General features: G+C 70.3%; 29 protein-coding genes. 12 read left to right on the forward strand and 17 right to left on the reverse strand.

All coding sequences use genetic code 11. From position 1 onward, the window contains the following. Positions 1-264 precede the first annotated feature (264 nt). Positions 265-1632, forward strand: a complete 1368-nt coding sequence (gene dnaB / locus BIU94_RS10275; protein WP_071258770.1) for a replicative DNA helicase — start codon at positions 265-267, stop codon at positions 1630-1632. Between the two features lie 707 nt (positions 1633-2339). Here the strand turns inward: dnaB and BIU94_RS10280 are convergent. The 4 genes from BIU94_RS10280 to BIU94_RS10290 all read right to left on the reverse strand — a co-directional run bounded on the left by BIU94_RS10280 (position 2340) and on the right by BIU94_RS10290 (position 7392). Next, positions 2340-3695, reverse strand: a complete 1356-nt coding sequence (locus BIU94_RS10280; protein WP_071258773.1) for a cyclic GMP-AMP synthase DncV-like nucleotidyltransferase — start codon at positions 3693-3695, stop codon at positions 2340-2342. Further along, positions 3692-4888: an SAVED domain-containing protein gene (locus BIU94_RS10285; protein WP_139196377.1), complete on the reverse strand. Its 1197-nt coding sequence runs from the start codon at positions 4886-4888 to the stop codon at positions 3692-3694. The genes BIU94_RS10280 and BIU94_RS10285 overlap by 4 nt, the downstream gene beginning before the upstream one ends. A 242-nt stretch (positions 4889-5130) precedes the next feature. Further along, complete coding sequence (locus BIU94_RS18270; RefSeq protein ID WP_368086405.1) at positions 5131-6036, reverse strand: DUF6602 domain-containing protein; 906 nt, start codon at positions 6034-6036, stop codon at positions 5131-5133. A gap of 438 nt (positions 6037-6474) precedes the next feature. Continuing rightward, the gene (locus tag BIU94_RS10290; RefSeq protein ID WP_071258779.1) at positions 6475-7392 is read right to left on the reverse strand and encodes a LysR substrate-binding domain-containing protein; all 918 of its coding nucleotides are present in this window, start codon (positions 7390-7392) and stop codon (positions 6475-6477) included. A gap of 142 nt (positions 7393-7534) precedes the next feature. Between BIU94_RS10290 and BIU94_RS10295 the strand changes: the two genes are divergently transcribed. Continuing rightward, positions 7535-8497, forward strand: coding sequence for an NADP-dependent oxidoreductase (locus BIU94_RS10295; protein WP_071258782.1), 963 nt, complete (start codon positions 7535-7537; stop codon positions 8495-8497). Positions 8498-8641: 144 nt separating this feature from the next. Next, complete coding sequence (locus BIU94_RS10300; RefSeq protein WP_071258785.1) at positions 8642-8935, forward strand: hypothetical protein; 294 nt, start codon at positions 8642-8644, stop codon at positions 8933-8935. 344 nt (positions 8936-9279) lie between these two features. Here BIU94_RS10300 and BIU94_RS10305 read toward each other — a convergent pair whose 3' ends face one another. From BIU94_RS10305 to BIU94_RS10315, 3 genes are all read right to left on the reverse strand, one after another. Beyond that, complete coding sequence (locus BIU94_RS10305) at positions 9280-9756, reverse strand: ester cyclase (protein ID WP_071260316.1); 477 nt, start codon at positions 9754-9756, stop codon at positions 9280-9282. A 121-nt stretch (positions 9757-9877) separates the two neighbouring features. Beyond that, positions 9878-10351 (reverse strand): MerR family transcriptional regulator, encoded by a 474-nt coding sequence (locus tag BIU94_RS10310; protein WP_071258788.1) that lies wholly within the window; start codon positions 10349-10351, stop codon positions 9878-9880. A gap of 106 nt (positions 10352-10457) precedes the next feature. Then, positions 10458-11450 (reverse strand): AraC family transcriptional regulator, encoded by a 993-nt coding sequence (locus BIU94_RS10315; RefSeq protein WP_071258793.1) that lies wholly within the window; start codon positions 11448-11450, stop codon positions 10458-10460. A 179-nt stretch (positions 11451-11629) separates the two neighbouring features. Here BIU94_RS10315 and BIU94_RS10320 point away from each other — a divergent pair, with 179 nt between their 5' ends. Next, entirely contained in the window at positions 11630-12700 is a 1071-nt protein-coding gene (locus tag BIU94_RS10320; protein WP_071297553.1) for a GAF domain-containing protein, read from the forward strand. A gap of 323 nt (positions 12701-13023) precedes the next feature. Here BIU94_RS10320 and BIU94_RS10325 read toward each other — a convergent pair whose 3' ends face one another. The 6 genes from BIU94_RS10325 to BIU94_RS10350 form a co-directional block, all read right to left on the reverse strand. After that, positions 13024-13788, reverse strand: coding sequence for a DUF1932 domain-containing protein (locus BIU94_RS10325; RefSeq protein WP_071258803.1), 765 nt, complete (start codon positions 13786-13788; stop codon positions 13024-13026). A gap of 33 nt (positions 13789-13821) precedes the next feature. Next, a complete protein-coding gene (locus tag BIU94_RS10330) occupies positions 13822-14577 on the reverse strand; it encodes an IclR family transcriptional regulator (protein WP_071258806.1) in 756 nt (251 codons plus the stop codon). A 33-nt stretch (positions 14578-14610) separates the two neighbouring features. Beyond that, positions 14611-15252: an RraA family protein gene (locus BIU94_RS10335; protein ID WP_071258809.1), complete on the reverse strand. Its 642-nt coding sequence runs from the start codon at positions 15250-15252 to the stop codon at positions 14611-14613. Continuing rightward, positions 15249-15518 carry a hypothetical protein gene (locus tag BIU94_RS10340; RefSeq protein ID WP_071258812.1) on the reverse strand — a complete coding sequence of 90 codons (270 nt, stop codon included), beginning with the start codon at positions 15516-15518 and terminating at the stop codon, positions 15249-15251. The genes BIU94_RS10335 and BIU94_RS10340 overlap by 4 nt, the downstream gene beginning before the upstream one ends. Positions 15519-15549: 31 nt before the next feature. Further along, entirely contained in the window at positions 15550-16896 is a 1347-nt protein-coding gene (locus BIU94_RS10345) for a TRAP transporter large permease subunit (protein ID WP_071258815.1), read from the reverse strand. A gap of 219 nt (positions 16897-17115) precedes the next feature. Beyond that, complete coding sequence (locus BIU94_RS10350; protein WP_071258820.1) at positions 17116-17961, reverse strand: helix-turn-helix domain-containing protein; 846 nt, start codon at positions 17959-17961, stop codon at positions 17116-17118. Positions 17962-18071: 110 nt separating this feature from the next. Here BIU94_RS10350 and BIU94_RS10355 point away from each other — a divergent pair, with 110 nt between their 5' ends. Continuing rightward, positions 18072-18755, forward strand: a complete 684-nt coding sequence (locus tag BIU94_RS10355; protein ID WP_071258823.1) for an SDR family NAD(P)-dependent oxidoreductase — start codon at positions 18072-18074, stop codon at positions 18753-18755. A 126-nt stretch (positions 18756-18881) separates the two neighbouring features. Continuing rightward, on the forward strand, positions 18882-19415 hold the full coding sequence (locus BIU94_RS10360; RefSeq protein ID WP_139196378.1) for a hypothetical protein: 534 nt from the start codon (positions 18882-18884) through the stop codon (positions 19413-19415). Between the two features lie 47 nt (positions 19416-19462). Here the strand turns inward: BIU94_RS10360 and BIU94_RS10365 are convergent, their stop codons facing one another. Next, positions 19463-19672 carry a hypothetical protein gene (locus BIU94_RS10365; protein ID WP_071258832.1) on the reverse strand — a complete coding sequence of 70 codons (210 nt, stop codon included), beginning with the start codon at positions 19670-19672 and terminating at the stop codon, positions 19463-19465. A 4-nt stretch (positions 19673-19676) separates the two neighbouring features. Further along, the gene (locus BIU94_RS10370) at positions 19677-19874 is read right to left on the reverse strand and encodes a hypothetical protein (RefSeq protein ID WP_071258835.1); all 198 of its coding nucleotides are present in this window, start codon (positions 19872-19874) and stop codon (positions 19677-19679) included. 501 nt (positions 19875-20375) lie between these two features. Here BIU94_RS10370 and BIU94_RS10380 point away from each other — a divergent pair. Together BIU94_RS10380 and BIU94_RS10385 are read left to right on the forward strand one after the other, a co-directional pair. After that, on the forward strand, positions 20376-20918 hold the full coding sequence (locus BIU94_RS10380) for an RNA polymerase sigma factor (protein ID WP_071258856.1): 543 nt from the start codon (positions 20376-20378) through the stop codon (positions 20916-20918). Further along, on the forward strand, positions 20911-21963 hold the full coding sequence (locus BIU94_RS10385; RefSeq protein WP_071258859.1) for a CU044_5270 family protein: 1053 nt from the start codon (positions 20911-20913) through the stop codon (positions 21961-21963). The genes BIU94_RS10380 and BIU94_RS10385 overlap by 8 nt, the downstream gene beginning before the upstream one ends. A gap of 59 nt (positions 21964-22022) precedes the next feature. On the opposite strand, the gene BIU94_RS10390 is transcribed toward BIU94_RS10385, so the two are convergent. Then, positions 22023-22457, reverse strand: coding sequence for a nuclear transport factor 2 family protein (locus tag BIU94_RS10390; protein WP_083404740.1), 435 nt, complete (start codon positions 22455-22457; stop codon positions 22023-22025). Positions 22458-22567: 110 nt separating this feature from the next. On the opposite strand from BIU94_RS10390, the gene BIU94_RS10395 reads away from it, so the two are divergent. Continuing rightward, a complete protein-coding gene (locus tag BIU94_RS10395) occupies positions 22568-23164 on the forward strand; it encodes a TetR/AcrR family transcriptional regulator (protein ID WP_071260321.1) in 597 nt (198 codons plus the stop codon). Positions 23165-23205: 41 nt separating this feature from the next. Here BIU94_RS10395 and BIU94_RS10400 read toward each other — a convergent pair whose 3' ends face one another. Beyond that, positions 23206-23847: a response regulator transcription factor gene (locus BIU94_RS10400; protein ID WP_071258862.1), complete on the reverse strand. Its 642-nt coding sequence runs from the start codon at positions 23845-23847 to the stop codon at positions 23206-23208. 195 nt (positions 23848-24042) lie between these two features. Between BIU94_RS10400 and BIU94_RS10405 the strand changes: the two genes are divergently transcribed. The 3 genes from BIU94_RS10405 to BIU94_RS10415 are packed head-to-tail and all read left to right on the forward strand — an operon-like array spanning position 24043 to position 26041. After that, the gene (locus BIU94_RS10405) at positions 24043-24963 is read left to right on the forward strand and encodes a bacteriorhodopsin (RefSeq protein WP_071258885.1); all 921 of its coding nucleotides are present in this window, start codon (positions 24043-24045) and stop codon (positions 24961-24963) included. Positions 24964-25001: 38 nt separating this feature from the next. Beyond that, positions 25002-25550 carry a hypothetical protein gene (locus BIU94_RS18275; RefSeq protein ID WP_368086407.1) on the forward strand — a complete coding sequence of 183 codons (549 nt, stop codon included), beginning with the start codon at positions 25002-25004 and terminating at the stop codon, positions 25548-25550. Positions 25551-25588: 38 nt separating this feature from the next. Beyond that, entirely contained in the window at positions 25589-26041 is a 453-nt protein-coding gene (locus BIU94_RS10415) for an ASCH domain-containing protein (RefSeq protein WP_071260323.1), read from the forward strand. The last annotated feature ends 97 nt before the right edge of the window (positions 26042-26138 follow it).

Here is a 26138-nt window from a genome sequence, read left to right on the forward strand (position 1 = left end):
AACCCCAGTTCAAACGGTCGAAAGTATGTTCGCTCGACCAACTTTCCACACCTCTTTTCACAGTTGTGCACACACTGTCCCGGCGTGTTCGGCGCGTCCTCCACAGAGTTATCCACAGGGGCGTTTTGTGGGGATAACTCTGCCCCCCTACGTTGGCCCAGCGACCCGGACCAGGGGTGTGGTGTCGGACGTGGGCGGTAGAACGTCGTGTGGAGCTGGACGGTCGTGGGCCGGACGGCGTGGACCGAACAGTAGGGAGAACGTGTGTCGATCGCGCATCTGGACCCGGCGCCGCAGGACTACGCCGAGCGCGGCGGGATGGAACGCACTCCCCCGCACGACCTGCTCGCCGAACAGTCGACCATCGGCGGCATGCTCCTGTCGAAGGACGCCGTCGCCGACGTCATCGAGACCGCCCGCGGCGTCGACTTCTACGTGCCCAAGCACGAGGTCATCTTCGACGCGATCCTGTCGCTCTACTCGCACGGCGAGCCCACCGACGTCATCGCCGTCACCGACGAGCTGACCAAGACCGGCCTGCTGTCCCGCGCCGGCGGCGCCGAGTACCTGCACAGCGTCACCAGCATGGTGCCGACCGCCGCGAACGCCGGCTACTACGCCGGCATCGTCGCCGAGAAGGCCGTGCTCCGCCGCCTCGTCGACGCCGGCACCCGCATCGTGCAGATGGGCTACGCCAGCGAGGGCGAGGTCACCGACCTGGTCAACAGCGCCCAGGCCGAGGTCTACAACGTCGCCGGCGGGGTGCAGACCGAGGACTACGTCCCCCTCACCGACGCCATCTCCGCCGCCCTCGACGAGATCGAGGCCGCGAAGGGCCGCGACGGCCAGATGACCGGCGTGCCCACCGGCTTCGCGCAGCTCGACGGCCTGACCAACGGCTTCCACCCCGGTCAGCTCATCATCATCGCCGCGCGACCCGCCCTCGGGAAGTCGACCCTCGCGCTCGACCTCTGCCGCGCGGCCGCCGTCAAGCACAACGAGACCGCCGCGTTCTTCTCGCTCGAGATGGGGCGCGCCGAGATCGCCATGCGCCTGCTCTCCGCCGAGTCGAGCGTCCCGCTGCAGAACATGCGCAAGGGCACCGTCGACTCTCGCGACTGGACCACCATCGCGCAGACCCGCGGCCGCATCAACGACGCCCCGTTCTTCATCGACGACTCCCCCAACATGACCCTCGTCGAGATCCGGGCCAAGTGCCGCCGCCTCAAGCAGCAGCACAACCTGCGCATGGTCGTCATCGACTACCTGCAGCTGATGACCTCGGGCAAGAAGGTCGAGAGCCGCCAGCAGGAGGTCTCCGAGTTCTCGCGTGCGCTGAAGCTCATGGCGAAGGAGCTCCAGGTCCCCGTCGTCGCACTGTCCCAGCTGAACCGAGGCCCCGAGCAGCGAGCCGACAAGAAGCCGCAGATCTCCGACCTGCGCGAGTCCGGCTCGATCGAGCAGGACGCCGACATGGTCATCCTGCTCCACCGTGAGTCGGCGTACGAGAAGGACAACCCGCGCCAGGGCGAGGCGGACCTCATCGTCGCCAAGCACCGCAACGGGCCGACGGACACCATCACGGTGGCGTTCCACGGCATGTTCTCGCGGTTCGTGGACATGCCGCAGTAGCGGCCTGTCTGTGACTGCTCCCCGAGACGGTCGCCTGCTCTCGGAATGTGTCGCTAGGGGCCTGTTCGCGACAGCTTCATTGAGCAACGCTGTTCGGCCGAAAGCAGGACGGGGCTTTACGGCCGAAGGCAAGCCGCGCAGATTCCGCGCCGGCGGCCACATGCCGGTCCCGATCAGGGCGCGGGGCTTCATGCCTCCGCTGGAGGTGATGACGAGCATCGACCCGGCCGACTGCTCACTCTCAGGCGCCGATAGCCGAGCCGGCGCTCAACTGCACGAATGCAACTGCTCGCGCGGCACCTGCCCTCGTCGGGAACGTGCTGCCGGAACGCGCAAGGTTGAGGTGGTGACGGCATGCCCGCCAACGCCACTCCCCAATTGTATTGACGTGGACCACGGACCGAACGTTCGAGGAGACGGCTTTGAAGGTAGACGCTGCTTGTTGCGCGCCGACGAACGTATCGAACCCGGTCCCGGCGCGAGCCACCAGTTCATTTTCGGGTGAGTGCAGGCGCCAGATGTACTGCCCATTCTGCGTTGGGACCGAGGTGAATCCGTTCCGGGGTGTGCGCTTTGCGGGAGCGCATCGATAAGCCCGGAGGAACACTCCGCGCCGACCGAGTGATGCACGCAAGTTGCGGGTCTGGGCGAGGGTCTCATGCACAGGCCGTGCCGCCGCAGCGTTGGCCGACGAGCGCTGCACCGGGTCAGCGGGACATGATGATGACGTCGTGCGTGGCGGTGGCGACGGCGACTCCGTCCTTCACGATCCATGCCTGCACCCAGTGAGCGCCGGGGAAGTCGCTGGTCTCGCGGATGAGCTCGCCACGCTTGAGGACCTCGCCACGGAAGGCCTTCCTACTCGCAGCCTCAGGCCCGGCGTTGCGCACCTTCCAGTACACGTCGTAGGGGCCGTCCACCGTGCAGTCCGTGATCTGAAACTCGAGGGCTCGGCCGATGGGGACAAGGTTGCCATTCATCGCCAGCGGACGGAAACGACCCCGGCCTCTCTTCGTCGGCGACATCTTCCCGACAATTCGGAACGTCGATGCGGGATTCCGCCGCTCCGGGAAGCCGTACTGCTCCGTCAGGGTTTTCTCTCCGGGAAACATCTGATGCTCGTACGTGGGCAGGGTAGCTGCGGCGGCCGAGGCCGACAGGGCGAGAGACGATGTCGTGCTCGCACCGAACGAGACCCCGAACAGCTTCTGCCATTTGGTGACGCTGTCAGATGCTTCAGCATCGAGGGCTTCGCGAGCGAGCCGAGCCCACCGCTTCAGCTGGCTCTTGAGATTGTCGAACCCTGTCTGTGTGAGACGATCCGCGAGGTTCTGGCCGGTCCGGTCATCCACCCACGGCGGGGTGGAGTGCATGTTGAGGTAGTCGCGGAGGTCTTCGAGCAAGGCAGTGAAGGTCGTCGCGATGTTGCCGTAGTCATCGATTCCTGCGTAGCTCTTCACCCGCTCGGCCAGCAGCGCACCGAGCACGACGGAGGGGCAGTCGATGGAACTGCGGTCGCGAAGCCACTTTGCAAGGCGGATGACGCGAACGAGATGGCCGTTGGTCGTGCTGTTCTGGTCCTTGAGCCAGCGGGTGAACTCCGTCGGGTCCTGGAGCAGGAACTCGTTCTTCGTGCGATGAGTGATGTAGGTCCTGCCGTCGGCGCGTTCCACGAACGGTACGACGTCGATGTGGAAACTGTTCGCGAACTGAATGGTCACGCATCGCTTACCGAGAACGGTCTTGTCGGCGTAGCGCGGCAACACATCGAGCGCCTTCTTGAGCTCCACGGTGTATTTCTTCGGTTGCCAGTCCACCTGCTCGACCATCGGCAGGAGGACGTCAGCGTCAAAGTCGTTGCCGGAGAGCGGCTTGATGATGGTGCCGTGAGCGAACGAGCCCTGTGGGATGAGGCTTCCGTCGAGCTTGTCCTCGAGCAGCGCGCTTTCCTCCAGTGCCGAGTTCAGAGAGGACGTCCGGGTATGGAGGAGGTCGAGACGAGTCTGGTTGAGGTTGACGTGGTCGCGGAGGAAGAGGTTGAACTCCTTGATGCGCGCGGTCATTCGCCGACCTCCATAGCCGTCTCGTATGCGTCGTGTCTGAGCTGGTAGACGACGATGTTCGGCTGCGCACCGCGCATCCGATGCCGTCCCATCGTGATGGCCGCGGGCGCGGGTACGGCCGCGATCAGATGCAGGACGCGCACGCTTGGAAGTTCACTCTCGATGCGCGCGAGCGCATCCCGCCATACGAGCGCGAACGACTCCATGGCCGCGCGACTGCCCAGAAGGTCCGGACGCGGCGACTCGTCCTTCGGCGCGATGGTGACCCGGGGGAGCTCCCTTAGGCGGCCGGGGAGACGCTCTTCTTTCACCGATCCGCTCAGCTCGACGAGAACTGTGACCTCATTCGAGTCGCCAGTGTGCAAGACGATGTCGAATGCGGGGACGTCACCGTCGTCATCACTCCACGCCCAGGCGGTCACCTCATCGGTGCGCTTCCGAGCGAAGAGCCGAGTCTCCGTCTTGTCGTCGAGTTTAGAGCCCAGGTAAACGAGCGACGGGATAGGAGCGAGAGCGAAGACGCTGAGCGACTCGACGTCGCCAGCGATTACCGCCTCCCCGATGCGAGCAGCGAACCGGTCGATCTCCGTTCGATGAGCGTTCCACGCCCATCCGTCGTCGTCGTTGCCAGGGAGATGAACGGAGAAGGCCCCATTGCGCGTGTCTTCCCCCATACCCGTGTATCCGTCGGCACGTAGCGCCTCCGCAACCTGCGGAAGCGAAATTGGTGCTCTTGTCCCGCGGACGTCAGCGCTCACCGTCACAACGGAAGTCGGCCGAAGCGTCGCGAAGTCGGTGACCTGCCGCACCCGGTTCTCGTGCAGCAGCTTCTTGGCGCTTAAGAATTCGACCGTGTACTGGTCGCGGTAGGCCTTGTCGTCGATCCTCTTGTGGCACGAATGGCAGAGGAGCATCAGGTTCTTCTCGAACGCGCGCTCGTCGGCGGCGAGCGCAGAATGGCCTCGAGGAGAATCCTTGCCCGATCCTGCTCCGACGATGTGTGCGATCTGCCCGTTGGGGATCGCATGCCAAGTCCAATCGGCGGCGTCCAAGAGGTAGGTCGCACAGAGGACGCACCGTCCTGCGGCTTTGGCCCAGAGCCGCAGGCGTGTGCTCTCCGGTACAGCCGTCCGACGCACCGCGGTGTCGCAATCCCGGCCCTCGCTCGGCCCCTTCGTCGTCTGTTTCGTCATACTGCGCCGCTTCCTCGCGAATCGAAGCAGCCGGATGTCGCTTATTGAGGGCAGAACGATTGCTTTGTCATCCCAGCTGCGCAATAGACGGCTCCCTGCATCCCGGATCTCGAGATGGTGCTACTTCGGGGACCTAACAGTACAAGCGGGTACCGACACTCGCTAGCACCGGTCTCTCGCCGCCTGACGTTAGCGGCAGCGGTCGTCGAGACTGGGGTCCCTGAGCGCAGGGCTACGTGGATTCAGAACAGCAGAGGATTCCCGTAATCGTTGAGAAGCATGCTTCCCTGCTGCAGCATCCCTTCCGGATAGATCGAACGCGGCCACGGGGTCGCCCTGCCTGACGATGCGTCTGCGCCGAACATGGCTTCCAACGTTGCGAGGGACGAGGCTCCCAGCGGGAGCAGTGTCTGGCTCAGCCACGTGACGAACTGAGCCAAGGGCGCTCCGGGGAGATCTGCCGTTGCTCCGTGATAGCTGTTGAACGACGACATTGGCTGCCAATTGGCCGCGGTACCAGGAACGCCCGCCGGGGCCAATGACACGCGTCGTGCGCTGAAGAACGCGCGATCGGCGACGAGTAAAGCGTCTAGTTCCTCCCGCGGCGACCGGACCAGCGGGTCCGTCGAACTGTAGGCGGTCCTCTCATGGAAGTCCTGAATCGCAGCGCGGAAGTCTGTCGCGTTCCGGGCAAGCTCGCTACTGTGCGCGAGAAGTCCGAATGGGAACGGACCGCACAGTGCCTCGCGGACTGACGCCGGTGACGCCCCGGCAACCTCGAGCAGCCGACGTTTTTGCAGCAAGGCCTCGCCTAGGTGCCGAGGTCGCAGCGTGAGTTTCACAGAGAAGGCAGCCGCTACGCCGCTTGCGAGGACTGACGGGTCGTCCATCAAGTGCCTCGGGTAGTCGGGCTTCAGGACGAGGAGGTCAACCTCGTTTGAGTCACCGCCCGGCCCAACGATGTACTTCCGGGAAACGACGGGCCAGGACGGTCCCCAATCGCTTAGCAACCGAATCCAGGTGGCCTCACCTTCATGGCCCGACCGCTGAGGGTCGTGCTCGCGCGCGTGCTGACGAGCTTCCTCATAGTCGGCTTGCACCTGATCCGCGACGCGACGAATCAAACCCTGGAACCTGTTTTCGGACACCTGCGCGAACCCCGTTCTCTTCTTCTCCGGTGTAGCTGACTGAGCTCGGGCCGACCATATCCGAGCCAGCGAGTAGAAGCGACGCTTTTCGTGAGCAGACGCCGCGACAGTTTTGTGAGCGGGCGCGCATCTAGAGAGACCCCGGGCGACCGATTCAGTGAACAGTCATATGTCGCTCGTCAGCCGAGCAGATCGTCTCGCTCGCACGCGACGTCGCTGAACGACGGCGCCTGACTGGCTGTTCGGCAGCACCGAGCGGCTACGCGGAGGTGGGTCGGCTGACCGTGCGTTCGGCGCGAGGCGTCCGTGTGCTGTGCGTCCACTGCGGATGACAGCGGAACAGCTTTCCGAGGGGGCGTTCGACCCGCTGAACGGCTGTGGAAGGCGGGCCCGGCACTCGCACGGTCGGATGTGCACGGGGGACCGGTCTCCGAGCGGTCAGTGTGGGGCGGGGTGGTCGCTGGCAGCGGCCGTCATCAGTCCTCTGAGCCACTGGGAGGCGGGGTCGCTGTGGTTGCGCTGGTGCCAGCGCTGTTCGGCGGTCGCGTCGGGGAGCGTGGCTGGCACTCGGTACGCGCGGATCGGGACGCCGCGGTCCTGGAGGTGCGCCGCGAGCCGGGAGGGGAGAAGGCAGATGACATCGTGCTCCAACGCCATGAGGGCCCCCACGGCGTAGGAGGGCACGATGGCTGCGACCCGGCGTTGGTAGCCCTCGCGTTCCAGTGCGTCGTCGAGCGGCCCGCGGTCCAAACCGCGTCGGGATGCTGAGACGTGCGGCACGGAGCAAAGGTCTTCGAGCGTGAGGACGGGTTTGCGTCCGAGGTCCGATCCGGTCGAGACGACGGCGACGAACACGTCGGTGAACAGGACAGAACTGCGGATGTCGGGCGGGGAGGGCACACGCACCCCGACATCCAGATCGAGCGTGCCGTTCCGGAGCAGGTCCGCGTCCTTGGAGTCCTGGGCCACGAACCGGAGCTGGATGTGGGGCGCTTCTGCGGCGACGAGACGAGTCAGACGGGGCGCGAGGACCGGGGTGAGAGCGTCGTTGATGCGGATGGTGAAGGTCCGCCGCCACGTGGCCGGGTCGCCCAGGGTTTCGAGTCGCAACCTGTCCGCGTCGTCGAGAAGTGCTTTGACGCGAGCGGCCGCGCGCAACGCGAAGGGTGTCGGAGTCATCCCGCGACCCGCCCTCACGAGGACAGGGTCACCCATCGCTAATCGAAGCCGACCGAGCGCGCGACTGGTAGCCGGGACGGACAAGTGCAGGACCTCAGCAGCCCCGGACACGCTGCCGGCGTCGAGGAGTGCGTCGAAGACGCGCAGGAGGTTGAGATCGAGTTGCTCGGCCGGCATCCTCGGATTGTGTCGCACGCAACAACGGTTTGCCAATGTTGCGCTTCCCCGAGACAACGGCGTGCAGGAAGCTTCGTAGGGGCTGATCAGCTCAGCAAGCGAGGACACATCGGCGAGATGTGTCGCAGGTACAGGAGGACCGATGGCCAGGATTGTGCGTCCCCGGAACCACGGCGGGCCCGACATGCTCACCGTGGTCGACGTCGAGGTGCCCACCCCGCGCGCGGGTGAGGTGGTGGTCGAGGTCCGCGCAGCGGGCGTGAACCCGGTCGATTGGAAGCTCTACAGCGGTGCGTTCCATGCTGTCGACGACGAACACCAGGACGTGGCCGGGGTGGCGGAGTCGATGCCGGACCTCGGGATGGAGTGCGCTGGCGTGGTCACCGCGGTCGGCGACGACGTGGACGGTATGCAGGTCGGCGACGAGGTCATCGTCTACCCCGTGACTGCCGCCTACGCCGATCACGTCACCGTCCCCGCGTCCTCACTCATCCCGAAGCCGGAGCGGCTGAGCTGGGAGCAGGCAGGGGGGCTGATGCTCGCCGGCTTGACCGCCGCGCACGCGCTCCACGCAGCAGACGTGCGAGCGGGCGAGACGGTCCTCATCCACGGCGGTGCCGGTGGCGTGGGCCTGATGGCTGTGCAGCTCGCGGTGCAGCTCGGGGCCACCGTCGTCGCGACCGCTGGCGAACGGAACCACGAGCTGTTGCGCGGCTTCGGTGCAATCCCCGTCACGTACGGTGCGGGCCTCGCAGGCAGGGTCGAGGCCGCCGCACCCCAGGGCATCGACGCGGCGATCGACACGGTCGGCACCGACGAAGCACTCGACGTGTCACTGCAGTTCGCACCGGATCCGGCTCGGGTTGCTTCGATCGCCGGCTCGGACCGGCGGTTCGGCACCGGGATCAAGCTCCTCGGCTACGGACCCGGACAAGACGCCGGCACCGAGTACCGCGCCTCGGTGCGTCAGCACCTCGCAGACCTGGCCGGAGCAGGTGACATCCGGGTCATCGTGGCCGCCGCGCTCCCGCTGGCGGGTGCCGCTCGAGCACACGCCTTCGGGCAAGCAGGTGGCTTCACCGGAAAGATCGTTCTCCTTCCCTGACCGTGGTCGCCTGGGTCGCGGCCGTCTGCGCCGTCGTCATCCTCGTGAGCGCCGCGGTCGGCCACCGACGCTCTCGGCTCCGTCCGTGATCGCAGAGCGATCGGCTCTCGGACGCGATCGTCGCAAGCATGCAGTGCTCTCGTCGTGCGCTACGGCCTGATGAACGAGTACGGCGTCGATCGGCCGTTCTGGAGCGAGGACGGGCCCTGTGATCAGGGCGTCCCGTCGCTTCCGACGCGGCTCGTCGTCGAAGTACCGGCGTGGGCGGATGACTTCGACACCAACTACTCGATCGAAGCGGGCTGGCCGACCGAGGTCGCCGCGCGTTCCCACGAGCGCCGGGGCCGTCGCCCCCTCCGGCTGGTTCGACGGGGGCTGGAACCCGAGGGTGAAGTGGTGTTCGACCACTGGGAGACGAACAGGCGCACGGGCCTCTAGCGGCCTCTGTTGTGGGCGTCCAGGCGACCATGGCTCGTCGGACGTCGCTGTTGATGACCTCCGACATCGCCCGCAGCCAAGTGAGGCCTACGGACCCGGCCCGGCTCGAACGGGCAGGCACCCTCGCCGAGCTGCGGGCAGGACGCACCCGTACCGGGTAGATGCGCCTTGGGCGGGTTCCCGTGGATGCTCCAGGCCCTCGCCAACCGGTCATCGTCTCGATGGACGATCGCCTGTCGAGATGGCCTCTCGTCGAGCACCACGAGTACGCCGGCGCCGACCACGACGTCATCGCTGGACGGCACAGCGCCTGCAACGGTGGTGCGCACCACCGTTCCCGGGGTTCAGGCGCTGGGCTGACCGACCGGGGCGAGCTCGATCCCGAGCTGGCGCATCGTCTCGAGGTTGTCGTACTGCACCCACTCCTCGGCGAGCTTGCCGTCCTCGTCGTAGCGGAACATGTTGATCAGTGTCAGCGTGAACTCCCCGCCGTGGGGTTGAACCGTGCCGAACGGCGACGGCTCGAACGGCCCGTCGAAGATGCCGCCCATCTCCGTCCGGCATCCGACGAGGGAGCCCGACGAGACGATCTCGTGACGCTCGCAGTAGAAGCCGCTGAACGCCGCACGCATCTGCGCGAAGAAGACCTCGAGTCCAGCGAAGTCGAGATCGACGCCAGGGCCGTGGAACGTGAAGTCCTCGCTGAAGTACTCCCGCAGCACGGCGGGGTTCTCCTGAGCGATGGCATCGCGACCGACCTGGACGAGCGCGCGCGAGCGCTCGTCGTACCGGGTGTCATCGGGCTCGATGAATGCAGACATGTTCTTCCTCACGGTCATTGGTTGCTGGCTTCGCTCGAGGCTCGTCAGGAGCACTCGATGGCGAACGTCGCAACCGTAGGACCTGGAGTCGACTCCAGGTCAACCTCGGCAGCCGGTGCGCTCAGGAAGTCGAAGTGCACCGCTGCGACGACGCCTCGCTCCTCGCGGCGAAGTAGGCGTCATCGGCATCATCGCTGACGAACAATCCACTCGCGGTTCCCATCGACACGGCCTCGGTGTAGGCGGCCACCTTCGTGGAGATGAGATCGAGCGCGTCCTGCAAGACCGCCATCTGGGCTCGCACCTGCGCTTCGTGACGCTGCAACAGCTCCAGGCGCTCGCCCTCGTTGCCCGACCCTGCTCGAACCATCGCGGCGTACCGGGCGATCTCCGGGAGCGGCATCCCGGAGGCGCGCAGACGCTGACAGATGCCGATCCAGCCGAGGTCGGCCGCCGAGAAACCTCGACGCCCGCCCGCACTCCGCTGGGGAGGTGGGAACAGGCCCTCGCGCTCGTAGAAACGGAGCGTGTCGACGCTGAGGCCAGTGCGGGCACTGACTTCCCCGATGGAGAGCAGATCGCGGACCGGAGGCATGCGACCAGGCTACGTTCACGCCGGTGCACCCTCTCGCCCCTGAGCACGAGCCGCCCGAACGCGGACCTGGAGCAGCGGAGCCTGCCCGCACGAGCGCCCGCTCAGCTCACGGCCCCCCACGCCGCAGCGTCGCCGACGGCAGCTCGCCGAAGCGCTCCGCGTAGGCGCCGGCGAACCGGCTGACATGCAGGAAGCCCCACCGGGCGGCGACCTCGGACACGGTGACGGCGCCCGGGGCCGCGGTGAGCAGGTCCTCGCGGGCCCGTTCCAACCGGAGTCGTCGCAGGTAGCCCGTGGGCGTGGTGTCGAGGGTCCGCCGGAAGCTCTCCTGCAGGCTGCGGACGCTCGTCGAGACGGCGGCAGCGAGCTCCCCGACGGTCCACGGTCGTGCCGGGTCCTGGCGGAGGAGCTCGACGGCCTGCGCGACCGACCGGGCACCGGCAGCCCCTCTCGGCACGGCGAGTGCCGCCGAGTGGTTGTGCGGCTGCCCGAGCAGCAGGCTGTGCAGGAACACCTGCTCGAGGCTGCGCACCGCGAGTGGATGTGCGAGGAGGCCCGTCGTCCCGCGGGAGCCTTCGTCGACGAGCCGCACGGCCTGTGACACGGCCCGTCCGCCGCCGGTGGTGAGGTCGAACTCCGCGTCGAACTCGAGCGGTGTCGGGGCCGGTGCGTCCAGCAGGAGCTCCAGCTCGGTCTGCAGGTCGCGGTGCGGGATCATGACGGCGACCTGGGCGAACCAGTCGCTGCAGTCGAGCTCCACCGACCGGCCCGGCATGAACACGCCGGCGGTCTGCTCGGTCCCCCGGAAGCGCGTCCCTCGGTCGGCCCGCATGGTCGACTGCGACCGGACCGGGATGTCGAGGTGGTAGTTGACGGGCTCCGCGGTGCACAACCGGACGGCCTCGCGGAAGCACATCCAGCCGAAGGTGATCCGACCGACCGTGAGGGCGTTCAGTTGCATGCGCAGGCTCGACGAGCCCTCGGTCGGCGAGACCTGCACCGGCAGGAACACCTCGCCCAGCACGGCGGCGGCCTCGTCGACGGTCGTGCTGGCGGCCACCCGGTGCAAGCCGAACAGCTCGGTCGTGGCCCCGGTCATGGCGTGACTCTACCGGCCACGCCCACGCCCGCCGGACACGGATCCGCGCGCAGCGACGGTGACTCCGCGCGCAGCGGATGGCGCCCGGACCGGCGCCTGCCTACGGTCGTCTCCAACCGGTGCGCGACGGTGACCCACCCGGACTGCTCCCGGGGACCAGCGAAGTCCAGGAGGCGACGATGACCATGACGGAAGCCCCACGACTGCCCGACCGTTCGCTGCCGCCGCGCGTCGTGACGGCGTCGGCGAGCGGCCCGGACCCGGACCGGGTCCTGGTGTTCGGTGACGCGGTCCTCACGCCCGACGAGTCGCTCCACGGCGCCGCACGCACGATGGCCCAGGCGCTGGCCGGGCGGTCCGGGCGCGGTGCCGACGTCACGGCGGTGCCGTGGTCGAGCTGGTCCGGCCAGACGTTGGTCTCCGCCGGGAGCGGGACCCACGTCGCCAACTACGACGTCGTGGTGGTGTGCCTGTCCGGCAGCGTCGTCCACAGCCGCACCACGAACACCGCGGTCGCCGCCGCGGCCGAGGAAGCGCTCGTGCTGGTCGACCAGCTCCGACCACAGCTGGCGCCGACCGCGGAGGTCGTGCTCGTGCTTGCGCACAAGGAGGACCAGCTCGCGCTCGTGACGGCGCTGCAGCAGGCGCGACGGGACCTGGTCGTGCTGGGCCTCGACACCGACACCGACACCGACACGGTCACGTGCACGCCGCCGCTGTTCCTCGAGGTCGTGCACCTGTTGCTCGAGCAGCAGCGGGCCCGCGCCGGGAGTCCCCAGTGGCTCCGCTCGACGCCGCAACCGTTCGAGCACCGGTACGAGGCCATCCGTCGCCTGGGCGTCGTCGACGCTCCGGCCGACGCCGCCCTGGACCGGATGGTGCAGCACATGACCGAGCTCTTCCGGACGCGGGGCGCTGCGATCACCTTCCTGCCGGCGGGACGGCAGTGGTCCGCCGCGAGTCTCTGGCTGCCGCGTGGGACGGGAGCACTGCAGGACTCCTTCTGCCGCACGACCGTGCTGGGCTCCGGCCCGACGGTCATCGGGGACGCGTGGGACAGCAGCCGTCCGCAGGTCGCCCGACGCGGACGGATCCGCTTCTACGCGGGGCACCCATTGGAGGACCTGGACGGGACCCGCGTCGGCGCGGTCTGCGTGTTCGATCCTGCGCCGCGCAGGGAGGACGCCGTGGAGCGCGACCTCCTGCGCGACTTCGCCGTCCTGGCCAGGGACACGCTGTACCGCCGTTGAGACTCCACCGGTTTCGGGTCCGGTGGAGCGCCCCGCGCCGGAAGGCGCGGTGCGCGAGGTGGACGGGAGGCGCGGGGCCGGGTCCCCACGCGCCTCCCGTCCGCAACGGCCGTACCGGACGGCGGCCGCACCAGCGGTCGCGGTGGGCCGAGCAGAACCTCGCCGCGACGCCCTCCCGGCCTACGCCAAGCTGGTGACGGTCGGGTAGGTCCGCGGCCCCGTCGAGACGGACAGGAGGCGCGGTGCCAGCTGGCACCGCGCCTCCTGTCCGTCCATCCGTCCCGTCCACGACGAGACGCAGGAGCGAGCGTCTGCTGCGCTCGTCACCCGTCGGCGAGCCGCTCGAGCACCCGGCGCGACGCGGCCGACATCTCCGGACGCACGCCGAGGCGCTCGAGGTACTCCGACACGGACTGCATCTCGTGCGCCCGTCGCACGGCGTGCTTCCGGCTGCCCGACTCGTACCGCTCGATCTTCGCGTCCGCGTCGCCGGAGAGCTGCGCCGCGATCTGCGCGTGCACCCAGTCCTCGCAGCCCGCGGCGCGGCCGGCCTCGAGCGCCTCGACGACGACGGTCGCCAGGCTCTTCATGAGCACGCTCCGGAGCAGCTTCCGCGAGGTCGCGGTACCGGCCGGGCCGTCGACGTGCTCGACGTCGGACCCGAGTGAGGTGAGCAGCTCCCCGACGACGTCCGCTGCCCCGCCGGACACGATCGTCTCCGTCGCGGCGCCCTTCAGCGGCACCGGCCCGAGGATCGCGACGTCCGCGAACCGGCCACCGGCCGCGACGATGCCCTGTTCCGCGATGACCATGTCCTCGGGGGAGGCGGTCGTGAAGTCCGCGTAGACCGCGCCGGGGGTGATCGCCCGCGCGGCGTCCTCCGCGATCGAGCGGCTGAGGGCGGCTCCGGTCAGGACGATCGTCAGCTCGCTGGCGGCGACGACCTCGCCGACGGAACCGAGCCGCTCGACCCCGTCCGGAGCCGGTGCGGGGGCGGGGTCGAAGCCCCGGACCTCGTGACCGGCGGCGACGACGGCCGCCGCGTAGATGGACCCGGCCTCGCCGAGACCGATGAACCCGACTCGCATGGTGTTCCTCTCCTGCGAGCCGTGGCTCGCTTCCTACCGACCGACCGCCTGCGCGGCCCGACGGACCTCCGGGACCAGTGCCTCCAGTCCCGCTCTGTCGTTGTGTTCTGCCGGACCGGACGCCGAGACGGACCCGATCACGGCTCCGCGCTGGTCGAAGACCGGCGCGCTGACCGCGGCGACGGCGACGTCACGCTCGGCGATCGAGACGTGGAAGCCGTTCCGGTGGATCTCGTCGAGCGACGAGCGCAGCTCGTCCGCGGGCACCGTCCGGCCGTTCGCGTCCGTCGTGTCGCCGTGGCGCGCGAGGACGTCGTCGCGTTCCTCCGGCGTCGTGAAGGCGAGGATCGTCTTGCCGGCGCCGACCACCAGGGGGAGCCGCCGACCGACCGGCAACTGGTAGCGCAAGGGGTCCCGGCCGTCGACGCGCGCGGTGAGGATGCGCTCCTCGCCGGTGCGCACGTAGAGCGACGTCGTGAGGTGCGTCGAGTCGGCGAGCTGCTGGAGCACCCCGCGTGCGCGGGTCGTGAGCGGGTCGCCGACGAGGTAGCCGTGTGCCAGACCGAGCGCTCCCGCTCCCAGTCGGTACTCGCCGCCGTCGTGCTGCACCAGGCCGCGGCGTTGCAGCACACCGACGATGCGCAGCGCCGTGGCGGCGTGCAGGCCCGTGCCCCGGCTCAGGTCGACCAGCCGCAGCGGGCGGGCACTCCGCTCGAGGAGTTCGAGCACGTCGAGCGCACGTTCGACGCTGCGGACCGTCGGCTGGGAGGTCTGCCCGTCGGTTGCCATGACGCCATTGTGACGGACCGCCCCGCCGCACCGTCACTCGGACCTCGACGCGGCGACGATCTCGTCGCGGATCCGGGTCTCGTCGGCGTGCTTCGCCTCTGCTCGGGTGAGCACCTCGGTGGCCTCGGCTGCGGGCACCACCGCGACGCCGTCCCCGTCGGCGACGACGACGTCGCCGGGGTGGACCACGACACCGCCGATCGCCACCGGCCGTCCGACGCGGAAGGGTCCGTTGCGGTAGGGGCCGGCGGGGGTGACGGCGCGGGCGAACACCGGGAAGCCGATCTCCTCGAGGTCGCCGACGTCGCGGACGGCGCCGTCGACGACGAGTCCGACGCACCCGCGTGCACGGAGGCGCTCCGCGATGAGCTCGCCGACCAGGGCGCGGTCACGGACGGCGTGGCCGTTCACGACGAGGACGTCGCCCGGCCGCAGGGTGTCGAGCGCCTCGTGGACGCCGGCGTTGTCGCCGCCCGCGACCTCGACGGTGCGCGCGGTCCCGGCGGTGCGCGCACCGCGCCAGACGGGCCCGATCTCCGCGTCCACGACGCCGAGGCGCTGCATGGCGTCGCCGATGTTCGCGACCGGCAGGGCGCCGAGCCGGTCGACGACGTCCTGGGTGACGGTGTGCCCGGTGTGCTCGATGTGCTGGGTGTGCTGGGTGTGCTCGGTCATTCGTTCGACTTCCATCCGTGTGCGTAGGCGAGGAGCAGGGTCCAGATGCCGAGGGCGCCGCCGACCCCGAACGTCCACGGGGCGAGGGCGGCTGCGGCCGCGGAGACGAGCGCTGCGTCGAGGACCAGGACGCCGACGAGCTGCAGCAGCACCATGACGGTGCCGAGCGCGAGCATCGAGACGAGCAGGACGACGAACACGGCCGTCATGCCGGTGGCGATGCGCTTCCGGGTCGGACCCGTCGTGGGTCCCGTGGGGTCTGCCATGGTGCAGTCCTTCCGATCGGTGGGGACGGGTTCAGTGGGGGACGGGCAGCCAGCCCGGCCCGATGAGCGCGGCGATGAGCAGGATGGGGACGACGTACAGGACCACGAGCGGGACGAACGTCTTCACCGGGTTCACCCCGGCGATCCCGGTCGCGATGTAGATGGCCGACGCTCCGGGCGGCGAGGCTCCCTCGGTCGAGGCCGCCACCAGGACGACGCAGGCGGCCAGCACGGGGTCGACCCCGGCGACGACGAGGACGCTGAACCCGATGCCGCCGATCGTGGCGATGGTCGCGGTGGAGCTGAGCGGGCCGGCGACCAGCACGACCATCACGGCGACGATCACGCTCATCACGACGGGGGAGGCGTCCAGTCCGTTGAGCACGGCCGCGAGCTGGTCGGCGAGCCCGAGCTCGGTCAGCACGGCACCGCCGGCGAACGCGAAGACGAGGGTCGCACCGATGTCGCGGTAGCGCGGCGCGGTCCCCGCGACGAAGTCGTACCACTCTCGGGTGCCCTTCGGCAGCTTCTTCCGGCCGAGGAGCAGTGCCAGCAGGCCGAGGAGCACGGGGATCCAGACGACGATGCTGATGGTGTCGGCCGCGTCCTCGCCGAGCGCGTCCGTGACGAACGCACCACTCGGGCCGAGCGTCACGAACACCGGGACGAGGATGCCGAGGAACACGAGCAGCGACGTCCACCCGTGTCGGAAGGACTGGCGGAAGGGGCTGATGTCCTCGGCCGGGACGCGCTGGATGCGGTGCCGACGGACGAAGTAGGCGATGACGATCAAGCGCCACAGCACGCACCACCCGGCGGCGACGAACATCGCGGGCAGGAGCTCGCCGATCGTGACGAGCGGTGCGACCGTCGCGGTGCCGATGAGGATGAAGAACGAGGCGCTGGGCGGGATCACCGTGCCGTTGCCGGCGTTCCCCGCGACGACGGTGGCAGCCACCGGGGCGGGCCACTGCGACCGCTTCATCCACGGGATGGTGACGGTGCCGAGCGTCGCCGCGTTCGCGGACCCGGAGTGCGCGACCGAACCGAACAGTGCCGAGCCCACGGTCGCGACGTAGCCTGCCCCGCCGGGCAGCCGGCCGAGCAACGAGTTGAGGATCTCGACCTGCCGGTCGATGACCCCCGTCGACGCCAACAGGAACCCGACGAACGTGAAGGCGAGCGCGGCGAACACGATCTCCTCGTTGAAGGCGTCCTGCAACCCGAACACCAGCAGCTCGAGGAACCGGGTGCCGCCGAACGCGCAGACGACGAGGAACCCGACGACCATCCCCTCGCCGATACCGCGGCGGAGCGCCACGCTCCAGACCACGATCGTGCCGATGTAGGCGATCAGCGCCCAGACGGCCAAACCCATGTGCGACTCACTCTCCGTTGAGGGTCATTTCACCTGATGCAACTTTCTTGCATCTGTTGATAGAGCAAAGCAGCAGCGACGGCACACGTCAAGGTCTGGACCCGCTGCTGACCGTCGGGCGTGGGCGCGGTCGGACTGCGTGCAGCTCGCGCTCGACGTGGCCGGGTCGCGGTCGCGGTTGCGGTCGTCGTCGGTCCTGAAGGCTCACCGCGGTCGCCGTCAGACCCGGTGGGACCCCGCACCGCGCAACCGGTCGAGCTTCGCCGCCGCGTCCGATCCCGGCGCCGCGTGGAACACCACGAGTCGCACGTCCGCCGCCCCGTCGACGGCCAGCCGTTCGCGTTCCAGCCTGAGCGGCCCGACTTCCGGGTGGTGCAGCAGGACGGTCCCGCCGGTCTGCCCCTGCACGTCGTGCCGGTCCCAGAGCTGCCGGAACCGGTCACTGACCATGCGGAGCTCCTCGGCGAGGTCCGCGGACCGTCCCGCGCCGCCGCCCGCGGTCTGCCGGAGGTTCCCGACCAGGCACTGCGCCACGGCGTCGTGGTCGGGGAACAGCGCCCGGTCCTCCGGCACCGTGAGCAGGTCGCGCAACTGGTTCCGCCCGGGGGTCAGTCGCGGTGAGAGCCGCTGCGCGAGGGGGTTCGCGGCCAGGACGTCGAACGCCGTGGTCTCGATGACGGCCGGCTGCACGAGCTGGTCGAGCAGGCGGCGGGCGCCGTCGGGCACGACGGGTGTCGACGTCGCCGCACGGTCGGCGCGGAGCGGTCCGGCCACGATCGCGTGCATGTGCGCCAGGTGCTCGTCGTCCAGTCGCAGCACCCGTCCGAGCGCCTCGAGCACCTGGGTGGACGGGTTCCGGTCGCGGCCCCGCTCCAGTCGCAGGTAGTAGTCGGCGCTGATGCCGGCGAGCATCGCGACCTCCTCACGACGGAGACCGGCGACCCGGCGCTGGCCCCGGACCGCCAGCCCGGCCTGCGCCGGCGTCACCTGCGCCCGTCGCGCGCGCAGGTACGTCCCGAGCGGGTTGCGTCGACCCGGAGCGGAGGCCCGGCTCGCGTCCGTCATCGGGGGTCCTGTCAGGACCTGGTCACGAGAGGGCTCTGGGGCGGCGACGAGATCCTGCATACCTTCTGGAACGGGGCGCCCGCCCCGTCTGATTCCCGTCCGGAGGACCCATGACCGTCACGCTCATCACCGGTGCCAACAAGGGCATCGGGTTCGAGACCGCACGCCAGCTCGTCGACCTCGGGCACGAGGTCTGGGTCGGCGCACGCGACGCCGACCGCGGCGCCGCGGCCGCCGCGGCGATCGGTGCCCGGGCCGTGCAGCTCGACGTCACCGACGACGCCTCGGTCCGCGCCGCGCTCGCGACGGTCGAGGCCTCGGGCACCGGACTCGACGTCCTCGTGCACAACGCCGGCGTCCTCACGACGGAGCTCGACGGACCCGCGGCACTGCGCTCCTTCGACACGAACGCGGTCGGCATCGTCCGGGTCACCGAGGCGGCGCTGCCACTGTTGCGTCGGTCGTCGGCACCGTCCGTCGTCACGGTGTCGAGCAGCGCGGGGTCGTTCTGGGCCGTGACGAACCCGGAGCGTCCGGAGCACGGGCTGCCCGTCGCGCTCTACTCCGCGTCGAAGGCGGCCGCCACGATGCTCACCGTGCAGTACGCGAAGGCGAACCCCGGCATCCGCTTCAACGCCGTCGAGCCGGGTGCGACGGCGACCGACATGACGGCGGCGTTCGGGATCGGGCGCTCCGTCGCGGAGAGCGCCCGCGTCGTCGTGGCGCTCGCGACGACGGGCCCGGACGGCCCGACCGGCACGTTCACCGACGAGTCGGGCACCCTGCCGTGGTGACGGGCGTGCACGGCGGGACGCCGTACCTCGGTCGCGACCTGGTCCGACGTGCACGACGCGCCCGTGTCGCAGCCCGCGGAGGGCATCCGCCGCTGGTCCGTCCGGGCCGGCAGTAGCCTCGTGCGCGTGGGCATCCCGGACTTCGACGTCGAACCCGCGGTCGGGCCGCGGTCGTGGGCGGTGGTGCTCGGTGTGGTGAGCGTGCTCGCGGGTGTCCTCGCCGTCATCGGCTGGCCGTTGCCCGTCGTGTCCGGCCGGTACACCCAGGACCCGCTCGCGTGGGAGCTGACCGTCGGGGCCGTCGAGGACTGGCTCGCGCACGACGGCTGGCGGATGTCCGGTACGTCCTGGGTCCACGGGGCTGTGGCCGTCGCCGCGCTCGCGGGCGCGGTCGTGCTCCTCCGGCCTGCCTGGAGCGGCGTGCGGAAGGCGGTCGTGGTCGTCGTCCCCGCCGGCCTGCTGCTCGTCCTCGGCCCGGCGGTGCAGTGGGCGCTCGGGCTGCCCTGGTCGAACTACGAGGACCGATCCACCGGTGCGATGGCCCTCGGCATCCTCGTCGCGGTCACCGTCGGCGTGGGGGCGGCCGTGATCGCTGCTGCGGTCCGGCGTGGCCGCCCCGACGACGTGGACGCACCGTTCGGCGGTCGTCGGCGACCCTGATCCGAGACCGTCGTGGCACAGGAGCGACCGCGTCGTCCCCGGCCGGGCTACCGGTCGTCCCTCCGCTGCCGGCCGCGGAGCGCACGACGCCAGAGCCACACCCCGACGACGAGCAACAGGACGCCGAGGGCGGCGTTGAGCACGACGAGGAGCACGTCGACGTCCGGACGCCAGAACCGCACGACCGACGTCACGACGAACACGAGGCCGAGGACGATCGCGCCGGTGCCGAGGACCTTCGCGCTCACGGTGTCCACGCGGTCAGCGGGAGCGTCTGCGTCGGACGAGGACCACGACGAAGGCGGCCTCCGCGATCAGCACGGCGGCGAGCGGCCACAGCGCCCACGACTCGCCCAGGAGCACGGCGACCAGCGCTGCGAGCGCCACGAGCGGCGCGAGGACGACGCCGGTACCGACGAACCCGCGTCGCATCTGTTCGAGCTCGTGCTCGGTCACCATCAGCGCACCTCCACGTCGCAGTGTGCCAGGGCTGCCGGCACGGCGTCAGCGGTCGTGCGCGCTGGGTCGGCAGGAGCGTCGTCCGTGTGGGCATCGGACTGCAGGGACCGGCTTCTCCGGCTCGCTGACGGTCGCGGTTGGCCGAACCCGGAACTCGTGAACCGGAACCGTCGCTGTGCAGGAGCAACTGCGTCGTCCCCGGCCGACCTGGCGGGGTGCGGAAGGCGGGCGTGGTCGTCGACCCAGCCAGCGTGTTGCTCGTCCTCGGTCCGGCGGTGCAGTGCGCGATCCGGCTGCCCTGGTCGAACCACGAGGACGGGTCCACCGGCGCGACGGCCCTCGGTGTCTGCGTCGGGGCTCGGGCCGCCGCGGTCGTCGACGCAGTCCGGCGCGGCCGCCCCGACGACGCGGACCCACCGTCCGGCGGCCGACGGCGACCCTGATCCCGTGCTGGCTGCGGCGAAGATGGAACTCTTCCCCCAGGATCGGGCAACACCAACTGTGACCACCGAGAACCCCCCACCAGGAGCCGCGGAGCTCGGTCGACTGTTCGACGAGCACGGTCGACGCATCCTGCTCTACCTCGCGCGTCGGACCGACCTGCAGAGCGCCGAGGACATCCTCGGCGAGACGTTCGTGACGGCGCTCGTCCGGTGGGGGTCGTTCGACCCGGACCGGCAGGAGCCGCTGCCGTGGCTGTTCGGCATCGCGTCGAACCTGCTGCACCGGCACTGGCGCTCGCAGCGGCGGGCGGACCGGGCGATGTCCCGGGTCGCCGTGCCCGAGCGCCTCGAGGACGCCACCGGCGACCTGCTCGACGCACAGCGCGCCGTGCAGACCGTCGTGCGCGAGCTCGACCGGATGCGGCCGGCGGTGCGGGAGACCGTGCTGCTCCACGCCTGGGCCGAGCTCACCTACGACCAGATCGCGGAGGCGACCGGCGTGCCCGTCGGCACGGTCCGCTCCCGACTCAACCGCGCCCGGACGGCCCTGCGCGCCGTGCCCGGCACCACCGACTTCCTGAACGGACCCCTCCATGTCTGACGACGACCTCAGCGCACTCCGGCTGCTGCGCCGCGACCACGACCTGCCGCCCGAGGTGGTCGACGCGTCGCTCGAGCGGGCACGCCTGCGGTTCGACGCGGCCGCGACGGCGACCGAGGCCCCCGCCGCGGCCACCCGCCCCCGCACCCCCCGTGCGCTCCTGCGACGACCGGTCCTGCTCGCGGGTGCCGCGGTCGTGGTGGCCGGCGGACTGGTCGCGTCCGGCGTCGGCCTGACCCACTGGTCCGCACCGGAGCCGGCGGCGGCCGCCACCCTGCACGAGGCCGCCCGGGCCGCGGCCGCCGACCGGACCCCGACCGGCGCGTTCACCCGCGTCGTCGAGAAGGAGGTGGCGATGGCGTACACCACCTCGGACGGTGAGCACTACGACGAGGGCTACCTCGTCCCGACGACGACGACCACGTGGGTGCCGGCGGACGTGTCCGGGACCTGGGTGCGGAAGACCGTGACGGGGGAGCCGACGACCTTCTTCGGCGGCGAGTCGGCGCGCGAGGCGGCCGAGCAGGAACGCGCTGCCGACGGCGGCAGCAGCGGTCCGGTGTGGGAGCGCGGCGCGGGCGGCGACTTCACGGTCGGCGAGCTCGGCGGCGAGCAGCCGGGCTGGATCACGCCGGCCGACATCGGGGACCTGCCCCGCGACCCGGGTGCGCTCGTCCGGCGCATCGAGGCGTCGACTCGCCCGGTGGACACAACCGACGCCGAGCACGTCTTCGACACCGTCCGGCAGCTCCTGCGCACCGGGTTGGTGCCGGCGGACCTCCGCGCGACGATGTTCGAGGCGCTCGCGACGCTGCCGGGCATCGTCGTCACCGAGGAGCAGGCGTCCCTCGACGGGCGGACGGGCACCGCGATCGGGCTGCCGTCGCGGAACGGCGCGGAACGCGACGAGATCATCGTCGACCGGTCGAGCGGCGCCTACCTGGGCGAGCGCAGCCTGCAGACGGAACGGCTGGGCAGCATCCCGGCCGGCACGGTGGTCGCGTCCGTCGCCCTGCGTGTCACCCCGGTGGACGACCGTCCCTGAGCGACGACCGGGTCGCGACCGCGACCACCCGTCCGTGGTCCCGTCGACCGCTCCGTGGCTCAGGCGGCGTCCTCGCCGCGGGCGGCTCGGGCCGGGACGATCCGCCGCTCGGCGATCCGCCAGCCGGCGGGCTCGCGGCGCACGACGTCGTGGTTCACGACGGCGGTCACCGATCCGTCGGGCATGAGCATGAGCCCCTTCGAGTCGACGGTCGCCTCGTCGCCGCTCCGGCCGGCGACGACCACGTTCGTGACGAGGTGCGCGACCGGGCCGTGCTCGGCCATCGCCCCGGCCGCGGCCCGCGCGCCGTCGATCCCGGTGATGACGGGCATGCCGAGTGCGCTCATGTCGTACACGACGTCCGCGGTGAAGACGGACCCGATCTCGTCGAGCCTGCCGTCGTCGAAGACGTGGCCCACCAGGGCCAGGACCTCGCCGATCGCCACGTGGTCGTTGGTGTCCATGAGCCTGTCGTCGTCCGTGTGCACGGCCATGTCGTTCGTCCTTCCGTCCCGACGGCCCCGGTGACCGTCACGGGTTATGGTACTCAGTACCAGACGGAACGCAATACCCTTGCGCTTCGTGTGGGCGGTACCCTGTGCACGTGCCTCAGACGCCCCCGCTCATCGAGCGCAAGCAGCGTGCCGCCCGGGACCGCATCGTGCGTGCCGCTGGCGAGCTGTTCGCCGAGCGCGGCTTCGCGGACGTCTCGGTGTCCGACATCGCCGAGCGGGCCGAGGTCGGGCGGACCACGTTCTTCCGCCACTTCGGCGACAAGCAGGAGGTCGTGTTCGCCCGCGAGCAGTCGCTGCTCGAGGCCCTCACCGCGGAGCACCTGGGCGAAGTGGACCCCGGTGACCGGTCGGCGCGGAGCGCGGTCGCAGCGCTGCAGCCCCTGGTGCTGCGTCTCTGCGCGCACGTCACCGAGGACCCCGAGGACTTCGCCCGGCACGAACGGCTCGTCGCGGCGAGCACCGAGCTCCGGGGACGCAGCGCCGCGAAGGCACAGCTCGTCGCCGAGCGGTTGAGCGCCCTCCTGGTGGACGGCGGCTGGGACGAGCCGACGGCGCGCTTCGCCGGGCAGATCGCCCTGGCCTGCTCCGCCACCGCCCGGGCCTCGTCGGGCCGCCCCGAACGCCTGGTGGACGACACGCGTGCGGCGTTCGAGCGGGCGCTCACCCTGGGTGCCGATCCGACCTGACGTCCGCTGCCCGGTGGTCGGTCTGCGCGCTTTCCGGCCGCTCAGCGGTCGATGCTGCGGTGGTCCGGCCGGAAGCCGTGTTCGGATCCCCACAGGACCGCGTCGACCCGGTTCACGGCGCCGATCTTGCTGTAGAGCGTGCGGATGTGGGTCTTCACCGTGTTCGGGCTGAGGTGGACCAGTTCGGCGATCTCGGCGTTGCGCTTGCCCTGCGTGATGAGGGCGAGGATCTCGGACTGCCGGTCCGAGATGCCGTGCTCCCGACCGGGCCAGTCGACGCCGGGGCCGCTCGGCACGCGTCGCCTCGGCGACCCGATCACCGACTCGCCGGCGGCCACGCGCAGCAGGCCGTCGGCGAGCTCCGCGCCCGAGATGCTCTTTGCGAAGTACCCGGTCGCCCCGCGTCGCGTTGCCGCGCTGATCAGGGATTCGTCCATCTTCCAGGTGAACACGGCGACCGCGCGGATCCTCGGGTTCGCCACGAGTCGGGACACGTCCTCGTCGTCCGGCTCCGGCTGCGCGAACGTGTCGTAGAGCGCGACGCCGACGTCCACCGAGACCCGCTCGCGGGCGTCGAGCTGCACGATCTCGAGCCGGTCGGAGAACGGCGCGAGCATGTCGGCGAGACCGCGGAGGACGAGCTCGTAGTCGTTGACGAGCGCGACGCGGATGCGTTCCGGCACGGTGGATCCTCCCTGTTTCACCCCTGGGGGTGAGACGACTCGTCGAGCGCGGGCGTTCGCTCGGTGCTGTCAGGCTACGGCCGCGCTCGTACCCCGTTCGCAGCCGTACCTGGAGATCGGTCGATCCGGGCGGGAGCACGTTCTCCTCGGCGGACAGCTCGATCGCCGCCCGCCCACACCTCGAAGGACCCCCACATGCCCGATGCACTCGCTCCGTGGAACGCGACCCTGTCGCTCGCCGAGCACTCGATCATCGTCTACGCACTCTCCGTCGCCGGCCTCGCCCTCTTCGCGTTCTTCGTGAAGTCGTGGGTGTCGGCGAACGAGATCACCGGCCGGTTCCGGTCCGGCGTCTACGCCGGCATGTGCATCACCGGCATCGCCTTCCTGTCCTACGTGCTGCTGGTCGTCGAGTTCGCACTCGGTTACGAGCGCAAGGGCGACTCGTGGGTCCCGAACGCGAACGCGATCCTGTCGTGGGCCCCCCGGTACTTCGACTGGACCGTCACCGTCCCGCTGCTCGTCATCGAGCTCCTCGCCGTCGCGACCCTCGTCGGCGCCGCGGCCCGCCGCCTGCGCGCCGCCGGCATCGCCGCCGCGTTCCTGATGATCAGCACCGGCTTCATCGGCGGTGTCGTCATCGACTCGGGCACGAACACCGGTGCCCTGTGGCTCTGGGGCATCATCTCCGGCATCTTCATGGTCGTCCTGTACGTGCTCGTGGTCTACGTCGTCGTCAAGGGCAGGCGGGACCTCAAGGGCACCGCCGCCGCTGCCACGCTCCGCAACGCCGGCATCCTGCTCATCGTCACGTGGCTGGCCTACCCGATCGTCTTCGGCCTGCAGGGCTGGGGCCACGGCGGCGCCGTCATCACCTGGATGCAGGTCATCCTGTCGGCCGCGGACATCGTCGCGAAGGTCGGCTTCGGCTCGATGATCCACAAGATCGCCGAGCTCCGCTCCGCCGAGGACGTCCGCGCCGGGGCCGACACCCTGCCCGAGGCGCTCTGGATCTCGTCCGAGAAGCTCTCGGACGGCACCATCCCGAACACCGCCACGGTCCACCACACGCAGCACTCCGCCAGCGCTGCCGGTGAGCACCTTCACCGCCACTGACCGACAGGGAGCTGACGGACCGCCCCTCGGCGGTCGACCTGCACCACGGCCGGCTGGCCGCGCCGTTCCTGCGGTTCATGCGACAGGCGTGGCCGATCACCGCGATCGCCGTCGCGATGCTCGTCGTGCTCGCGGTCGTGCTGCGGCGCGCCGACCTCGGCGTGTACCTCGCCCTCATCGCGGCGCTCAGGACACCGCACGCGGTCGTCGTCACCTGGATGGACCGGGTGCAGCACACGTGGCGTGGACGCGTCCTGCGACGCCGGCCCGCCGCGCCGGTCCAGCTGGCAGACTGGGCGCGACACGGAGGGGAACGGTGGTCGACATGGTCTGGATCGCTGCGGTCATCGCGGGGCTCGTCGCCGTCGCGTTGCTGGCTCGGACGCGGCGCTGACGCCGTCTCCGCCGCACCACCCGCCGGGCGGCAGGCGCGCTGCCGACCCGCACCGCGCCTCCCGTCCGACGGACCGGTGCGTCGACGGACGCGACCCGACCTGGTGACGTCGGGGCCGGCCCGGCACGCCCGGCGCCGCGGGACCGGCGCGCGGTCTGACAGCATGGCCCCGTGGACGACGCTCTCGACGTGACCCCCGTGCGGGCCCCCGACCGGACCGCGGCGGCGGCGATGTGGGCGGAGTACGTCAGCTCGCGACCGCTCGGCCAGGTGGACGACGAGCACACGGTGGAGCACTTCGGCGACACGGCGCGGCTCGCCGACGAGCTGCTGCAGATCGTCCTGGACGGCGGCAAGCGCGCCACCGCCGAGCTCGTCGCCGAGTTCGCCCACCGCGGGGACCCGCTGCCGCGCATCGGCTCGCACTGGATCGCCTGCGACAGCACCGGCGCACCGCGCATCGTCATCCGGAGCACCGCCCTGCGCATCGGACCGTTCGACAGCGCGGACGCCGCCTTCGCCCACGCCGAGGGCGAGGACGACCGGTCGCTGCCGAGCTGGCAGCGCGAGCACCGTCGCTACTGGGAGCGGACCTGCCGGGCGCGCGGCGCGGTGTGGTCGGAGCACGAGGACATCGTCTTCGAGTACTTCTCCGTCGTCTGGCCACCGGCCCGCGCCGACTGACGGTCCGCGCACCGCGGCGGACGGTACCCGGGTTCTCCGGTACCGGGTCGGGGGCTGGCCGGGTGTCACCGGTGCGCTGCCGTCGCGAAGCTGATCA

The organism is Curtobacterium sp. MMLR14_006 (genome assembly GCF_001864985.1).
Classification (GTDB): Bacteria; Actinomycetota; Actinomycetes; order Actinomycetales; family Microbacteriaceae; genus Curtobacterium.

Excerpts from the sequence above, each read along its gene's own strand:
- BIU94_RS10315 (WP_071258793.1), bottom strand. The coding sequence starts at position 11,450 with ATGACCGGGGCCACGACCGAGCTGTTCGGCTTGCACCGGGTGGCCGCC.
- BIU94_RS10330 (WP_071258806.1), bottom strand. The coding sequence starts at position 14,577 with ATGGCAACCGACGGGCAGACCTCCCAGCCGACGGTCCGCAGCGTCGAA.
- BIU94_RS10385 (WP_071258859.1), top strand. The coding sequence starts at position 20,911 with ATGTCTGACGACGACCTCAGCGCACTCCGGCTGCTGCGCCGCGACCAC.
- BIU94_RS10280 (WP_071258773.1), bottom strand. The coding sequence starts at position 3,695 with ATGACCGCGCGCATCAAGGAGTTCAACCTCTTCCTCCGCGACCACGTC.
- BIU94_RS10355 (WP_071258823.1), top strand. The coding sequence starts at position 18,072 with ATGACCGTCACGCTCATCACCGGTGCCAACAAGGGCATCGGGTTCGAG.
- BIU94_RS10345 (WP_071258815.1), bottom strand. The coding sequence starts at position 16,896 with ATGGGTTTGGCCGTCTGGGCGCTGATCGCCTACATCGGCACGATCGTG.
- BIU94_RS10415 (WP_071260323.1), top strand. The coding sequence starts at position 25,589 with ATGTGGGCGGAGTACGTCAGCTCGCGACCGCTCGGCCAGGTGGACGAC.
- BIU94_RS10340 (WP_071258812.1), bottom strand. The coding sequence starts at position 15,518 with ATGGCAGACCCCACGGGACCCACGACGGGTCCGACCCGGAAGCGCATC.
- BIU94_RS10335 (WP_071258809.1), bottom strand. The coding sequence starts at position 15,252 with ATGACCGAGCACACCCAGCACACCCAGCACATCGAGCACACCGGGCAC.
- BIU94_RS10350 (WP_071258820.1), bottom strand. The coding sequence starts at position 17,961 with ATGACGGACGCGAGCCGGGCCTCCGCTCCGGGTCGACGCAACCCGCTC.
- BIU94_RS10390 (WP_083404740.1), bottom strand. The coding sequence starts at position 22,457 with ATGGCCGTGCACACGGACGACGACAGGCTCATGGACACCAACGACCAC.
- BIU94_RS10285 (WP_139196377.1), bottom strand. The coding sequence starts at position 4,888 with ATGACGAAACAGACGACGAAGGGGCCGAGCGAGGGCCGGGATTGCGAC.
- BIU94_RS10310 (WP_071258788.1), bottom strand. The coding sequence starts at position 10,351 with ATGCCTCCGGTCCGCGATCTGCTCTCCATCGGGGAAGTCAGTGCCCGC.
- BIU94_RS10320 (WP_071297553.1), top strand. The coding sequence starts at position 11,630 with ATGACCATGACGGAAGCCCCACGACTGCCCGACCGTTCGCTGCCGCCG.
- BIU94_RS10370 (WP_071258835.1), bottom strand. The coding sequence starts at position 19,874 with ATGGTGACCGAGCACGAGCTCGAACAGATGCGACGCGGGTTCGTCGGT.
- BIU94_RS10405 (WP_071258885.1), top strand. The coding sequence starts at position 24,043 with ATGCCCGATGCACTCGCTCCGTGGAACGCGACCCTGTCGCTCGCCGAG.
- BIU94_RS10325 (WP_071258803.1), bottom strand. The coding sequence starts at position 13,788 with ATGCGAGTCGGGTTCATCGGTCTCGGCGAGGCCGGGTCCATCTACGCG.
- BIU94_RS10305 (WP_071260316.1), bottom strand. The coding sequence starts at position 9,756 with ATGTCTGCATTCATCGAGCCCGATGACACCCGGTACGACGAGCGCTCG.
- BIU94_RS10295 (WP_071258782.1), top strand. The coding sequence starts at position 7,535 with ATGGCCAGGATTGTGCGTCCCCGGAACCACGGCGGGCCCGACATGCTC.
- BIU94_RS10290 (WP_071258779.1), bottom strand. The coding sequence starts at position 7,392 with ATGCCGGCCGAGCAACTCGATCTCAACCTCCTGCGCGTCTTCGACGCA.